Source organism: Streptomyces lichenis (genome assembly GCF_023218175.1).
In the GTDB taxonomy this organism is placed as follows: Bacteria; Actinomycetota; Actinomycetes; order Streptomycetales; family Streptomycetaceae; genus Streptomyces; species Streptomyces lichenis.
This window is the reverse complement of the sequence record NZ_JALPTH010000019.1, coordinates 145279-158543: the sequence shown is the minus strand read 5'-3', so window position 1 is coordinate 158543 and position 13265 is coordinate 145279. Positions and strand designations below refer to the sequence as shown.

The following is a 13265-nucleotide window of genomic DNA, read 5'->3' as shown; positions in this document are numbered from 1 at the left end:
GGGGGCCGACCACGATTCCGCCGCCGGGGCGGCCTCCGGGACGGTCGTCCGGGCGATCACCGGGGCGGTCGCCGGGGCGGTCGGGGGAGGCGCCGGGGCGCTGGGCGGGGAGGCGTCCGCCCGGGCCGGGGCCGGTGGGCAGCACGCCCGTACCGTCCGGCACGGAGTGCACCCCGCTGCGGTAGAACGAGAGCCAGGAGAGCACCGTACGCAGATAGGCGTCCGAGCGGTTGTAGCTGAGGATCGCCGCGGAGAGGCCGCCCGAGGTGGAGAGGTCGCGATCGCCGGCGCAGAGGTAGCGTCCGGCGGCGAGGGCGGCGTCATGGATGTTTTTCGGGTCGCGGCGGCCGTCGCCGTTGCCGTCCGCGCCCCAGCCCGCCCAGGTGGACGGTATGAACTGCATCGGCCCCACCGCCCGGTCGAACACCGGGTCACCGTCGTAGGCGCCGTCGTCGGTGTCGGTGATCCGGGCGAAGCCCACGCCGTTGAGCGCCGGGCCGAGAATCGGGGTGAGGGTGGTGCCCTGGGCGTCCACCCGGCCGCCGGACGCCTGCCCCGACTCCACCTTGCCGATGGCCGCGAGCAGTTGCCAGGGCAGCCGGCAGCCGGGGTCGCTGCGGCGCAGCGCGGCCTCGGCGCGGCGGTAGGCGAGGAGCACGGTGGCGGGCACGCCGGAGGCGGCGGAGGCCGCCGCGCCGGAACCGGCGAACACGGCGGGCAGGGTGGTGGGCTTGAGGGGGGATGGGATCGGTCCGGGGCGGACCTGGGGTACCAGGCGGAGAGGGGCGGGGGCCGCCAGGGGCGGGAGTTCGGTGTGGTAGACGTCGTCGTTGGGCTGGTCGGCGGGCGCGGGGCGGGGAGTAGTCGCCGCCGCAGCGAGCGCGGTGGGTGCGGTGAGAGCGGGTAAGCCCGGGGCCTGGGAGGCGGTGAGCGCGGCCATCGCGGTGACAGCGGCGGCCGTCCCGGTCAGTCCGCGCCGCATCCGGCGGCCGGGGACGCGGAGTTCGCTGTCGCGGTTGCTGCTCATGAGCCGGCTCCCAGGGTGTCGATGGCGCTGATCCGCCAGACGCCGTCCTTGCGTACCGCCTCCACGGCCAGCATCGCGGCACCGTAGGTGGTGTCCCCGCCCGCCGCCGTCTTGTCCTTGGCTCCCTTGGTGCCCTTCTCGGCCGCCGCGGTGCGGGTGTTGCGCTGGTCGGCGTAGACCAGCACCCGGGCCCGGTCCCCGTCGATCAGCTCGACCCCGGTGTGGGTGACGGTGGTGGTCAGCACGAGCTTCTGCCCGGGCCCCTGGGCGCGGACCGGGGCCAGCATGGCGCGGTGCTGCTCGACCGCCTTGCCGGTGAGGTGGTCGCGGACCGCCCGGTCGGCGGCGGCGGGGGCGGCGTGGTCGTAGGAGAAGAGTGCGCTCACCGCCTTGCCGATCTGGCCGGTGACCTCGCTGGTCCGGCCGATGTCGGTGAGGGCCGTGTTGCGCAGGGCGGGTGCCTCGCGCAGGGCCGCGGCCTCACTGGCGGCCCAGGCCCCGAAGGCACCGAGCAGGACGGTGGCGGCGGCGAGGGCGAGCGGGAGGCGGCGGCCCCGGAGGCCGTGGAGGCGGGAGTGGGGAGTGGGGGACGCCTCGGCCGCGTCCGGAGACGCTTCGGCCGGGTCGGGTGATGCCTCGGCCGGGTCCGGGGACGACGCGGCGGGCTCCGGGGCCGGCTTGCGGATGGTGGCGGGGGCGGCGGTACGGGGCGGGGTGGTGGTGATCAGACGGCGGCGCCGGTTGACCAGGTGGCGGGTGGTCGACATGGTCTCGTCCTCTCAGCCGGTGGCGGCGCTGCCGACCGGGGCCTGGCCGAGGGCGCTCAGCTTCCAGCCCTCGGGGGTACGGGTCAGTTCGCCGAGCATCCGGCTCTCCTTCTCGGTCGGCGCGCCCTTGGGCGGGGTCACCGTCACCCGCAGGGCGACCATCACGCTGGCCCGGCCGGCCCTGGTGTCCAGCTCGGTCACCGCCCCGGACAGCACCTTGGCCCTGGTCACCGTCTTGGCCTGCTCGATCTGCCGCTCGAACTCGGTGCGCCCGGCGGTGAGCTGGGCCAGCAGGTCGCCGGTGGCCGAGCCGCGCCAGGTCTCCAGGCCGCGGCGCAGATCCCGGTGGTCGAGCGTGTTCATGTTCTGCACGGCCTGCTCCCCCGCGGCCAGCACCTCGTCGCGGGTGGCCGCGTAGGCGGCCGACTCGTCATGCGCCGCGGCGTACCAGGACCAGCCGCCCCAGCCGGCGCCGCCCGCCGCGAGCAGGGCGAGCACCGCCGCGGCCGTCAGCAGCGGGTTGCGTGTCGTCGTACGGGCCATCGTGCGGACACCCCCGGTGGGTGATGGGTGGGTCATCGGGCTTGGATGGTGGTGATGCGCCAGCGGCCGTCGGCCAGTTCGGCGGTGACCGCGAGCTGGGCGGCGGCGGAGGTGGCGGGTTTCCCGGCGCGCTGGGCCACCTGGTCGAGGAAGACCAGCAGTTCCGCGCGGTCGGCGGTGAGCCGGACGACCCCGGTGCGCACCACATGGGTGGTGAGGGTGAGCCGCTGCTCGGCGGCGCGCCGCTCGACCTGGCCGAACAGCTCCTCGTACTGCTTGGCCGCCTTTCCGGCGAGCAGGCGCCGGGCGGCCGTCCGGGCCCGCTCGGTGGCGTCGGGCCCGTAGGAGAAGGCCTCGGCGAGCCCGCCCCCCACCTCGCCGGCGACCCGTGCGGTGGCCTCGGTGTCGGTCAGGGCCCGGTTGCCCAGGGCGGGATCGTCGGCGAGGCGGGTGGTGAGGAACAGCAGCACGCCCGCGGTGGCGAGCAGCAGCAGGGTGAGTGCCGCGGCGATCCGGCGCTGCCAGGGGCGGCCGGCCGGGGGCTCGCTGACCGCCGGGACGGCCGGGGCGGTCGTGGTGGGGGCGGTGGGGGCGGTCATGAGCCGGCCACCGGTACGGCGGTGAGGGCGCTGACCTTCCAGCCGTCGGCGGTACGGGTGAGGCCGGCCTCCAGGCGTCTGCGGTCGGTGGCGGCCCTGCCCCCTCGCGGGGTGGTCTCCACCTCCACCGTGGCGATCAGCTCGGCGGTGCCGGCCCGTTCGTCCAGCGCGGTGAGCGCGGCCCCGGTGACCGTGGCGCGGGCGGCCGGGTCGGTGCTCGACGGCGGCTTCGCCTGCTCCAGTTCGTCGTGGAGGGCGCCGGTGGAGGCCGCCAGCCAGTCGGTCCGTGCCTCGGCGGCCCGGCGCGGATCGACGCTGCTGAGCCGGGCCACCTGCCGGGTGCCGGTGTCCAGGGCGGTGTCCCGCGCCTGCACGTACCGCCGGTCCGGGGCGCCCGCGGTGTGCGCGTACGCCCAGCCGGCCGCCGCGCAGAGCAGCACCGCCACGGCCACGGCCGTCCACCACCAGCGGGTCGCCGGAAGTCCGCGGCCGGTCATCGGGCCTCCCCCGTGTCCGGTCCGCCGAGGCCCAGCAGATCGCCCATGTCCCGGGGTGCCGCCGTGCCGGTGGAGGCGGTCGCTGCCGGGCCGGGGCGGGCGGCGGGTGGGACCGGGCCGCCGCCGGGGGCCTGGGCGGAGCCGCGGACGTTCACCCCGGTGGAGGGGTCGGCGGTGCAGCGGGCCCGGGTGTTGAGCGCGGGCGGATCGGAGAGGTCCAGCCCGTTGCGGTAGCGGGTGGAGCCGTAGCCCGCCGTACAGGGCAGCGGTTCGAAGAAGGCCACGGACATCCCGAGGTTGGCCCCGGAGGGGGTGATCGCGGTCGATCCGGCGGCGGCCAACGCGGGGAGCTTGACCAGCAGTTCCTCGATACCGCGCTGGCGGGTCACCGCCACATCGGAGGTGGTGAGCAGATTGGCCAGCACCACTCCGAGGGCCGGGTCGAGATCCCGTAGCAGCCCGCTGACCTGCCCGGCGGCCTGCGGGGCGGTGGCGATGAGGGTACGCAGATCGGTGTCGGAGTCCTTGAGGCGGGCGGCCAGCTCCCGGGCGCCGGAGGCGAAGTCGGTGAGGGCCTCGCCCTCCTCGGCCTGGGTGCGCAACACGGTCTGGGCGTCGTCGATCAGCCGGGTGGTGGTGGGCAGCGCCTCGTCGGCGGCGCGGACGAAGGAGTCGCCGTTGTCCAGCAGCACTTGGAGGTCGTCGCCCCGGCCGGCCAGCGCGGTGCCCAGTTCGTCCACGACGGTCCGCAGCGACTCGGTGTCCACGGAGGCGGCCAGGTCGGTGACGCTGCCGAGGACCGTGGTGACCGGGGCGGGCAGCCGGGTGTCCGCGCGGGCGATGACGGAGCCGTCGGTGAGGTAGGGGCCGCCGTCCCGGGTGGGGCGGAGGTCGATGTACTGCTCGCCGGCGGCGGAGAGGTTGGCGACCACCGCCTCCAGCTCGGCGGGGATGGCGGGGGCCGAGTCCTTGATGCGCAGCTCGGCCTCCACACCGTCCTCGGTGAGTCTGATCGGGCCGACCCGGCCGACGGACACTCCGCGGTAGGTGATGTTGGAGTGGGTGAACAGGCCTCCGGTGGAGGCCAGTTGCACGCGCACGGTGTAGTGGTCGCGGATCCCGACGAGATGGCCGAGTCCGGCGTAGCGGACCCCCAGATAGCCGAGGACCAGGACGCCCACGACCAGGAAGGCGAGGTTCTTCAGCCGGATGGCGGTGGTGATCATCGACGCGCCCCTCCGTTCGGGGTGCCGGTGGAGGTGGAGGGGAGCGGGAGCGGAAGGCCCCGGCCGGTGGGGGGTTCCCCGGTGGGCGGCTGAGAGGCGGGCGGCTGGGGGCCCGGGGGCTCGTCGCCCGGGGTGAGGGCGGGCACGATCTGAGTGCCGGGGACGGCGGTGACATCGAGGTAGACATTGAGGTAGTCGCCCTTGACGCCGCGCAGCACCTCGTCGGTGAACGGATAGGTCAGCAGCACCTGGAGCGAGTCGGGCAGCGCCTTCCCGGAGTCGGCGAGCGCCTTGAGGCTGGGGCCCAGGGCCTTGAGGTCGGCGATCATGTCCTCCTTGGCGCGGTCCACGGTGTCCACGGCGACCGTGGAGAGGGTGTCCAGCGCACGGAGCATGGTGAGCAGGGAGCCGCGCTGCTCCTCCAGGACCTTCAGGCCGGGGCTGAGGCGGGTGAGGGCGGTGCCCACGTCCTGGCGGCGGGTGGCGAGGGTGGCGCTCAGCCGGTTCACTCCGTCCAGGGCGGCGGTGATGTCCTCCTTGTTGCCGTCGAGTCCGGCGACCAGGGTGTTGATACGGGTCAGGAGTGAGCGGATCTCGGTCTCGTTGCCGCCCAGCGCGGTGCCGAGCTCACCGGCGATGGTGCGCAGCTGCTGGATGCCGCCGCCGTTGAGCACCAGGGAGAGGGCGCCGAAGACCTCCTCGACCTCGGGGTTGCGGTCGGTGCGGCCGGCCGGGATGCGGGCGCCGTCGCCGAGACTGCCGCGGGCCTTGGCGGGCGCGGTGAGCTGCACGTACTTCTCGCCGAGCAGGCTGGACTGCTCCAGCCGGGCGTAGGCGTTGGCGGGGAGGCGTACCTCGCCGTTGACCTTCATGGTGACGGTGGCAGACCAGTCGTCGGGGTCGAGGGTGATCCGGGTGACCCGGCCGACGGCGACGTCGTTGACCTTGACCGCCGACTGCGGGACGAGGCTGAGGACATCGGCGAACTCGGCGGTGACCTCGTAGGGGTGGTCGCCCAGGTCGGCACCGCCGGGCAGCGGCAGTTGCTCGATTCCGGTGAGTTCGATGCCGGGGGCGGAGCAGCCGGCGAGGGCGGCGGTGAGGAGAAGGGTGAGCAGGGCGGGGGGACGGCGGGTGCGGCGGCTACGACGGGAGGCTGTTGCGGGGCGCGGTCGGGGGCTCATCGGGTGGCTCCCTTCGCGGTCTTCCTCGCACTCTTGGCGGCCGGGGCCTGCTCCGGCGTGCCGTAGAGGGGGCCGACGGCGGGGAGCGGGAGGGCGGGGAGGGCGGCACGGCGGGCGGGGTCCTGGACCGGGACGAGCCCGGCGGGGGCGGTGGAGTCGGGGGCGGCGGGGCTGAGTTCGTTGATATTGGCGCGTCCGTTGAGGGTGCGGTGGACCGGGTCGTAGGCGGCGAGCGCGTTGCCCGCGGCGAGCGGGGCGGTGTCCAGGAGCTCGGCGAGTGAGGCGCGCTGGTCGGCCAGGGCCTGGGTGACCGGGAGCAGTTGGTCCACGTTCTTCTTGAGCGCCCCGCGGTGGTCCTCGATGAAGGTCTTCACCTGGGCGAGGGCGCCGCCGAGTTCGCGGAGGGCGGCGGCCAGGTTCTCCTTGTCGTCGGCGAGGAAGCCGGTGACGGAGGCGAGCCGGCGTTCGGCGTCGCGGACGGTGGTGTCCTTCTCCTTCAGCATGGTGGTGAAGGTCTGGAGGTGGGCGAGGGTGGCGAACAGGTCGCCGCTGCTGTCGTCCAGGGTGCGGGCGGCCTTGCCGAACTCCTCGATGGAGTCGCCGATCGCCTTGCCGTTGCCCTTGAGGTTGGCCGCTCCGGTGTCCAGGAGACCGGCGAGGGCACCGTCGGCGTTGGCGCCGTCCGGGCCGAGGGCCTGGCTCAGTTCGGTGACCGAGGCGTAGAGCTCGTCCACGTCGAGCGGAGCGGCGTTGCGGTCGGCGGGCAGCACGGCGCCGTCGGCGAGCCGGGGGCCGCCGGTGTAGGCGGGGCTGAGCTGGACGTAGCGGTCGGCGACCAGGCTGGGGGCGACGATCACGGCCCGGGCACCGGCCGGGACGGGGGCGTCCTCGTCGAGACGGAGGACCACCTCGACCTTGGTGCCCCGGGGGCGCACGGCGTCCACGGTGCCGACCTTGACGCCGAGGACGCGCAGGTCGTTGCCCTCGTAGACGCCGGTGGCGCGGTCGAACAGGGCGGTGACACGGGGGGACTCGGAGCGGTCCAGGGCGCTGATCCCGGAAGCGGCGGCCACGGCGACGAGCACGAGTCCGGCGCCGATTCCGGTGAGGCGTCGGGGGTTCACCGGGCACCGCCTCCCTTCGGGGTGGGCGGCATACAGCCGGTGGCGGGGGGTGTGCCGGCGGGCAGATAGCTGCGGGGCACCAGTCCGCAGACATAGGTGTCCAGCCAGCGGCCGTTGCCGAGGGTGTTGCCGACCAGCCGGTAGTACGGTCCGGCGAGGGCCAGGGTGCGGTCCAGGCTGTCGCGGTTGCGGGCGAGCACACCGGTCACCCGGCTGAGCGAGGCGAGGGTGGGGCCGAGTCGGCGGTTGTTGTCCTCAACCAGGCCGGTCAGTTGGGTGCCGAGATCGCGGGCGCCGGTGAGCAGCAGATGGATGGCGTCGCGGCGGGCCTGGAGCTCGCCCAGCAGGGCGGAGCCGTCCTCCAGGAGGAGTTCGAAGCTGCTCTTCTTGTCGGCGAGGCTCTTGCTCAGTTTGCGGCTTCCGGCGAGGAGTTCGGCGAGCTGGGTGTCCCGGGCGGAGACGGTGCGGGAGAGGGCGGACAGCCCGGTGGCGGCGGCGCGGACGTCGGGCGGGGAGTCGGCGAAGGTGGCGGAGATGGCCTCGAAGCTCTTGGCGAGCTGGTCGGTGTCCAGGGCGTCGATGGTCTCGCCGAGGCCGGTGAAGGCCTGGGTGACGTCGAAGGGCGAGGTGGTGCGGGTGGCGGGGATGCGCCGGGTAGGGTCCTGGGGCGAGCTCCCGAGGGGGTCCAGGGCCAGGTACTTCTCGCCGAGCAGGGTCCTGATGGCGATGGCGGCGGTGGTGGCGTCCCCGATCCAGGTCTGGTCGGCGATCTCGAAGGCGACCTTCACCTTGGCGCCGTCCAGGGAGATGGAGGTGACCTCGCCGACCTTGACGCCGGCGATCCGCACCTCGTCGCCCTCGTCCAGTCCGGCGGCCTCGGTGAAGTCGGCGGTGTACTCGGTGCCGCCGGTGAAGGCGTCGATCTTGTAGACGAGGGCGGCGATCAGGGCGAGCAGGAGCAGCCCGACCAGTCCCACGGCGACCGGGTCGCGGGAGCTGAGCGGGGTGCGGGTGAGCCGGGGGCGCCGGCGGCCAGGGCGTGCCGGGGCGTCCTTGGGGGGAGCGGCGGAGGCGGTGCCGGTGGCGGCACTCCCCCGCGACCAGGGGGTCCTCATGCGCGGCACCTCGATTCGGTGAGCGGGATGCCGGTGGGCGGGGTGGAGCCGTCGGAGGTGGTGACCCCGGAGACCCTGGCCTCGCAGAGGTAGAGGTTGATCCAGGAGCCGTAGGAGGCGAGCCGTCCCACGGCCTGCATCTTGGCCGGGGTGTTGGTGAGGAACCGTTCGATCTGCGGGGTGCCGTCGGCGAGTTGGCCGGAGAGCCGGCCGAGCTGGTGGATGTCCTCCTTCAGCGGGGCGCGGCCGTCCTCCAGGAGCCCGGCGGTGGTGCCGGCGAGCGAGCCGAGGGCGGCGACCGCCTCGCCGAGCGGCTCGCGGTCGCCGGCGAAGCCGCTGACCATCTGCTGGAGGGTGGTGACGAGTTGGTCGAAGCCCTCCTCGCGGTCGTTGACGGTCTTCAGCACGGTGGTGAGGTTGCCGATGACCTCGCCGATCACCCGGTCCTTGGCGGCGACGGTGGTGGTGAGCGAGCCCACGTGCTCCAGGAGGGCGTCCACGGTGCCGCCCTCGCCCTGGAGGACCTGGACGATGGAGCCGGCCAGGCTGTTGACCTCCTTGGCACTGAGCCCTTCGAACAGCGGCTGGAAGCCGTTGAACAGCTGGGTGAGGTCGAGGGCGGGGGTGGTGCGCTCCAGGGGGATGACCGCTCCGGGCGGCAGGGCGCGGCCGACCGGTCCGGGGCCGCGGTCCAGGGCGATATAGCGCTGGCCGACCATGTTGAGGTACTTCACCGAGGCGGTGGTGGTGGCGGGCAGGGCGCGGCCCTTCTGCACAGTGAAGCGGACCTCGGCGATCCGGCGGTCGGCGACCCGTATGGAGTCGACCTGGCCGACCTTGACCCCGGCGACGCGCACCCCGTCCCCTTCGGTGAGTCCGGTGACATCGGTGAAACGGGCGGTGTAGGCGACGGTGTCGCCGACGCCCTTGTTGGCGATGGAGAAGGCGAGGACGCCGGTGGCGAGCACGGTGGCCAGCACGAAGACCAGGGACTTGACGAGTGGTCCGGCGAGGGGGCGGCGGTTCACTTCAGGCTCACCTCCGTGCCGCGGAAGACGGGGCCGGTCAGCACGGTGGACCAGTCGGGGAGTTCGTTCGGGGCGGTGCGCAGGGCGGGGGCCATCAGCTCGTTGACGAGCCGGTTCTCCTCGGGCGAGTTGGGCAGCCCGAGCGGTTTCGGCGGGGTGGCTCCGGTGCCGGCGGCCGCGGCGGGGGCCGCCTCGCCGGTGTAGGGGATGGCGTAGCAGTGCGCGGGGCCGGCCGGGTCGTAGGGGGCGGGCCGGTCGGTGCCGGGCCGGTACTCGCCCAGCGAGGGGACGGTGCGCAGGTTCACCTGGAGTCCGGGCCGGTCGGTGCCCTTGCCGAGCGCCCGGTCCATGGCGGGGACGAAGCCGGCCAGGGTGCGCAGGGTGCAGGGGAAGGCGGCGGAGTTGGCGGCGAGCAGTTCCAGGGTGGGGCGGGAGGCGGCGGAGAGCCGGATGAGGTTCTCGCGGTTCTGCCGCAGGAAGGCGGTGACGTCCTGGGCGGTGCCGGTGGTGGTGCCGTACAGCCCGGCGAGTGCCTGGCGCTTCTCGGCGAGGGTGCCGGTCGTGGTGGTGGCGTCGGTGAGCGCGTCCAGGATGCCGGGGGCGGCGTCCCCGTAGACCCGGCTGACCTCCACGAGTCGGCTGATGTCCCGGTTGAGCGCGGGGAGATGGGGGTTCAGCTTCCTCAGATGGGCGTCCAGGGTGACCAGGGTGGTGCCGAGCTGTTCGCCGCGGCCTTCGAGCGCCTGGGACATCGCGGTGAGGGTGGCGGACAGCTTCTCCGGCTTGACGGCGGTGAGCAGCGGCAGCACCTGGTCGAGGACCTGTTCCAGTTCGACGGCGTTGCTGGAGCGGTCGGGCGGGATGACGGCGCCGGCGGCGATCGGACGGGCGGTGGCGGGCCGGCCGGTGGGCGGTACGAGGGCGACGAACCGTTCGCCGAAGAGGGTGGTGGGCAGCAGCTGGGCGGTGACGTCGGCGGGCACCCGGTCCAGTTCGGCCGGGTCGAGGGCGAGGGTGAGCCGGGCGCCGCCGCCGTCGGCGCGGACCTCGCGGACCTCGCCGACGACCACCCCGCGCAGCTTGACCTCGGCGCCGCGGCGCATCTCGTTGCCGGCGCTGGAGGTGAGCACGGTGACCGTGGCGTCGTCGGCGAACTCCTTGCCGTACACGGCGACGGAGAGCCGGACCAGGACGATCGGCACCAGCAGGAAGGCCACCCCGGCCAGCCTGCGGCGGGCAACCCGGCCCCGGTCCCGGGCCGCCCGGGACCGCGGCGCCGGTGGGCGCGTCGTGGGGAGGGGGGCGGTCGCGGTCATCCGGCCACCTTCACGGTCGTGGTCGCACCCCAGATGGCGAGCGAGAGGAAGAAGTCGGTGACGCTGATCAGCACGATGGCGTTGCGCACCGAGCGGCCGACGGCGACGCCGACTCCGGCCGGGCCGCCCTTGGCGCGGTAGCCGTAGTAGCAGTGGGCGAGGATCACCATCACGCTGAAGACGAACACCTTGAGGACGGAGAGCAGCACGTCGTCCGGGGAGAGGAACAGCCCGAAGTAGTGGTCGTAGGTGCCCACCGACTGGCCGTTGAAGAACACGGTCACCATCCGGGAGGCCAGATAGGAGGAGAGCAGCCCGATGGCGTAGAGCGGGATGATGGCGACCACTCCGGCGATGACCCGGGTGGTGACCAGGTACGGCATGGAGCGGATGCCCATCGATTCGAGGGCGTCGACCTCCTCGTTGATCCGCATGGCGCCGAGCTGGGCGGTGAAGCCGGCGCCGACGGTGGCGGAGAGGGCGAGCCCGGCGACCAGCGGGGCGATCTCCCGGGTGTTGAAGTAGGCGGAGACGAAGCCGGTGAAGGCGGAGGTGCCGATCTGGTCGAGTGCCGCGTACCCCTGGAGTCCGACCACGGTGCCGGTGAACAGGGTCATGGCGATCATCACGCCGATGGTGCCGCCGATGACGCCCAGCCCTCCGCTGCCGAAGGCGACTTCGGCGAGGAGGCGCTGCACCTCCCGGAGGTAGCGGCGCAGGGTGCGCGGGATCCAGAGCAGGGCCCTGGCGTAGAAGACGAGCTGGTCGCCGGAGCGGTCCAGCCAGCCGAGCGGGGAGGCCATGGTCAGGCTCCCTTCGCGGGCACGATCTGGAGGTAGATCGCGGTGAGGACCATGTTGACGAAGAAGAGGAGGAGGAAGGTGATGACCACGGACTGGTTGACGGCGTCGCCGACGCCCTTGGGGCCGCCGCGCGGGTTGAGCCCCCGGTAGGCGGCGACCACTCCGGCGAGGAAGCCGAAGATCAGCGCCTTGATCTCGCTGATCCACAGGTCGGGGAGCTGGGCGAGGGCGGAGAAGCCGGCCAGGTAGGCGCCGGGGGTGCCGTCCTGCATGATCACGTTGAAGAAGTAGCCGCCGAGGGTGCCGACGACCGAGACCATGCCGTTGAGGAGGACGGCGACCAGCATGGTGGCCAGCACCCGGGGCACCACCAGCCGCTGGATCGGCGAGACGCCCATCACCTCCATGGCGTCCAGCTCCTCGCGGATGGTGCGCGAGCCGAGGTCGGCGCAGATCGCGGAGCCGCCCGCGCCGGAGATCAGCAGGGCCACGATCAGCGGGCTGGCCTGCTGGATGACGGCGAGCACGCTGGCGCCGCCGGTGAAGGACTGGGCGCCGAGCTGCTCGGTGAGCGAGCCGACCTGGAGCGCGATGACCGCGCCGAACGGGATGGAGACCAGGGCGGCGGGCAGAATGGTGACGCTGGCGACGAACCAGAACTGCTCGATGAACTCCCGCAGTTGGAAGGGGCGCCGGAAGGTGTCCCGGACCACCGTGCCGGCCAGCGCGAAGAGCCGCCCGGTCTCCCGCAGCGGGGCCAGCCAGCGCGACGGCGGTGGGGCCACCGGCGGTGGCGGGGGCGCTGCGGCGGGGTCCGGCGGTACGGGCCGGTGGTCGGCCACCGTCATGAGACGGCCCCGCCGACCGGGGCGTAGCTGCGCAGGATCGCGGCCCTGGCCGGTTCCGGCAGCTCGGGCAGCATGGCGAGCACCCGCTCCCGGCGGCGCTGGGCACCGGCCCGGGGCGGCAGCCCCGGCGAGGGCTCCAGCTGGGGGGCGAGGACGCGTTCGGGGTACGGGAGTGCGGCGCGCCGCTCGCGGGCGAGGGTGGCCGCGTCCTTCTCCTCCGACATCCCGATGGGGCCCTCGCGGCGCCCGGCGAGGAACTGCGCCACCACCGGTTCGTCGCTGGTCAGCAGCGCCTCGCGGGGGCCGAAGGTGACCAGGTTGCGCCGGAAGAGCATGCCCATGTTGTCCGGCACGGTGGCGGCGATGTCGAGGTTGTGGGTGACGATCAGCATGGTGGCGTCGATCTGCGCGTTGAGGTCGATGAGCAGCTGGGAGAGGTAGGCGGTGCGCACCGGGTCGAGTCCGGAGTCGGGCTCGTCGCAGAGGATGATCTGCGGGTCCAGGACCAGGGCGCGGGCCAGCCCGGCCCGTTTGCGCATACCGCCGGATATCTCGCCGGGGAGTTTCCGCTCGGCGCCCACCAGGCCGACCATCTCCACCCGCTCCATCACGATGCGGCGGATCTCGCTCTCCTTCTTGCGGGTGTGCTCGCGCAGCGGAAAGGCGATGTTGTCGAAGAGCGACAGGGAGCCGAAAAGCGCCCCGTCCTGGAACATCACCCCGAAGAGTTTGCGGGTCTCGTAGATGTCCCGCTCGGGGCTGTTCACCATGTCGGTGCCGGCCACCAGGACCCGGCCGTGTTCCGGTTTGAGCAGCCCGATGAGGGATTTCAGGAACACGGTCTTGCCGGTGCCGGAAGGGCCGAGCATCACGCTGACCTCACCGGCGGGCAGGGTCAGGGTGACGTCCTGCCAGACGTTCTGCCGTCCGAAGGACTTGGTCAGTCCCTCCACGACCACTTCTGCTCCCACCACGAAACTCCCGGTGCCGGTTTGCTGAGGAAGTGACAAAAGCGCCTTGGCGAGCGCACGTTACGTTCGGCGATCGGACGGCGACAAGATCCGTGCCGGGACCGGATTCCCGGGGCCCGAAACGACCCGCCGGTTTGTCATCGGGTGACAAACGGGCCGGGCGGCCTTTGTCGCCGGGTGCGCATCGGGTGTCGCCGGGTGCGCGTCCGGTGCCGCT

The 13265-nt window shown here is 73.4% G+C and carries 14 protein-coding genes; all 14 read right to left on the bottom strand.

Annotated elements, in window-relative coordinates; all coding sequences use genetic code 11:
- Positions 1-1027 (bottom strand): lytic transglycosylase domain-containing protein (locus M1O15_RS20130; protein WP_248635399.1); only part of this gene is annotated, 1027 nt, incomplete at its 3' end.
- A complete protein-coding gene (locus M1O15_RS20125) occupies positions 1024-1794 on the bottom strand; it encodes a hypothetical protein (RefSeq protein ID WP_248635397.1) in 771 nt (256 codons plus the stop codon). The genes M1O15_RS20125 and M1O15_RS20130, both read right to left, overlap by 4 nt.
- Before the next feature lie 12 nt (positions 1795-1806).
- The gene (locus M1O15_RS20120) at positions 1807-2337 is read right to left on the bottom strand and encodes an Rv1363c family protein (RefSeq protein ID WP_248635421.1); all 531 of its coding nucleotides are present in this window, start codon (positions 2335-2337) and stop codon (positions 1807-1809) included.
- Positions 2338-2369: 32 nt separating this feature from the next.
- Entirely contained in the window at positions 2370-2936 is a 567-nt protein-coding gene (locus M1O15_RS20115; protein WP_248635395.1) for a hypothetical protein, read from the bottom strand.
- Positions 2933-3433 (bottom strand): hypothetical protein, encoded by a 501-nt coding sequence (locus M1O15_RS20110; RefSeq protein ID WP_248635394.1) that lies wholly within the window; start codon positions 3431-3433, stop codon positions 2933-2935. The genes M1O15_RS20115 and M1O15_RS20110 overlap by 4 nt, the downstream gene beginning before the upstream one ends.
- Positions 3430-4659, bottom strand: a complete 1230-nt coding sequence (locus tag M1O15_RS20105) for an MCE family protein (RefSeq protein WP_248635392.1) — start codon at positions 4657-4659, stop codon at positions 3430-3432. The genes M1O15_RS20110 and M1O15_RS20105 overlap by 4 nt, the downstream gene beginning before the upstream one ends.
- Positions 4656-5843, bottom strand: coding sequence for an MCE family protein (locus tag M1O15_RS20100; protein ID WP_248635390.1), 1188 nt, complete (start codon positions 5841-5843; stop codon positions 4656-4658). Before M1O15_RS20100 ends, M1O15_RS20105 begins: the two co-directional genes overlap by 4 nt.
- Positions 5840-6967 carry an MCE family protein gene (locus M1O15_RS20095; protein WP_248635389.1) on the bottom strand — a complete coding sequence of 376 codons (1128 nt, stop codon included), beginning with the start codon at positions 6965-6967 and terminating at the stop codon, positions 5840-5842. The genes M1O15_RS20100 and M1O15_RS20095 overlap by 4 nt, the downstream gene beginning before the upstream one ends.
- Positions 6964-8082, bottom strand: a complete 1119-nt coding sequence (locus tag M1O15_RS20090) for an MCE family protein (RefSeq protein WP_248635388.1) — start codon at positions 8080-8082, stop codon at positions 6964-6966. The genes M1O15_RS20095 and M1O15_RS20090 overlap by 4 nt, the downstream gene beginning before the upstream one ends.
- Positions 8079-9110: an MCE family protein gene (locus M1O15_RS20085; protein ID WP_248635386.1), complete on the bottom strand. Its 1032-nt coding sequence runs from the start codon at positions 9108-9110 to the stop codon at positions 8079-8081. Before M1O15_RS20085 ends, M1O15_RS20090 begins: the two co-directional genes overlap by 4 nt.
- The gene (locus M1O15_RS20080; RefSeq protein ID WP_248635384.1) at positions 9107-10426 is read right to left on the bottom strand and encodes an MCE family protein; all 1320 of its coding nucleotides are present in this window, start codon (positions 10424-10426) and stop codon (positions 9107-9109) included. The genes M1O15_RS20085 and M1O15_RS20080 overlap by 4 nt, the downstream gene beginning before the upstream one ends.
- Positions 10423-11229 (bottom strand): MlaE family ABC transporter permease, encoded by an 807-nt coding sequence (locus M1O15_RS20075; protein ID WP_248635382.1) that lies wholly within the window; start codon positions 11227-11229, stop codon positions 10423-10425. The genes M1O15_RS20080 and M1O15_RS20075 overlap by 4 nt, the downstream gene beginning before the upstream one ends.
- 2 nt (positions 11230-11231) lie before the next feature.
- Positions 11232-12077: an MlaE family ABC transporter permease gene (locus M1O15_RS20070; RefSeq protein ID WP_248635380.1), complete on the bottom strand. Its 846-nt coding sequence runs from the start codon at positions 12075-12077 to the stop codon at positions 11232-11234.
- On the bottom strand, positions 12074-13048 hold the full coding sequence (locus tag M1O15_RS20065; RefSeq protein ID WP_248635379.1) for an ABC transporter ATP-binding protein: 975 nt from the start codon (positions 13046-13048) through the stop codon (positions 12074-12076). Before M1O15_RS20065 ends, M1O15_RS20070 begins: the two co-directional genes overlap by 4 nt.
- Between the last annotated feature and the right edge of the window lie 217 nt (positions 13049-13265).

Bases quoted from the DNA above. Each gene is read 5' to 3' on its own strand.
- M1O15_RS20125 (WP_248635397.1), bottom strand. From the start codon at position 1,794: ATGTCGACCACCCGCCACCTGGTCAACCGGCGCCGCCGTCTGATCACC.
- M1O15_RS20120 (WP_248635421.1), bottom strand. From the start codon at position 2,337: ATGGCCCGTACGACGACACGCAACCCGCTGCTGACGGCCGCGGCGGTG.
- M1O15_RS20115 (WP_248635395.1), bottom strand. From the start codon at position 2,936: ATGACCGCCCCCACCGCCCCCACCACGACCGCCCCGGCCGTCCCGGCG.
- M1O15_RS20110 (WP_248635394.1), bottom strand. From the start codon at position 3,433: ATGACCGGCCGCGGACTTCCGGCGACCCGCTGGTGGTGGACGGCCGTG.
- M1O15_RS20105 (WP_248635392.1), bottom strand. From the start codon at position 4,659: ATGATCACCACCGCCATCCGGCTGAAGAACCTCGCCTTCCTGGTCGTG.
- M1O15_RS20100 (WP_248635390.1), bottom strand. From the start codon at position 5,843: ATGAGCCCCCGACCGCGCCCCGCAACAGCCTCCCGTCGTAGCCGCCGC.
- M1O15_RS20090 (WP_248635388.1), bottom strand. From the start codon at position 8,082: ATGAGGACCCCCTGGTCGCGGGGGAGTGCCGCCACCGGCACCGCCTCC.
- M1O15_RS20080 (WP_248635384.1), bottom strand. From the start codon at position 10,426: ATGACCGCGACCGCCCCCCTCCCCACGACGCGCCCACCGGCGCCGCGG.
- M1O15_RS20075 (WP_248635382.1), bottom strand. From the start codon at position 11,229: ATGGCCTCCCCGCTCGGCTGGCTGGACCGCTCCGGCGACCAGCTCGTC.
- M1O15_RS20070 (WP_248635380.1), bottom strand. From the start codon at position 12,077: ATGACGGTGGCCGACCACCGGCCCGTACCGCCGGACCCCGCCGCAGCG.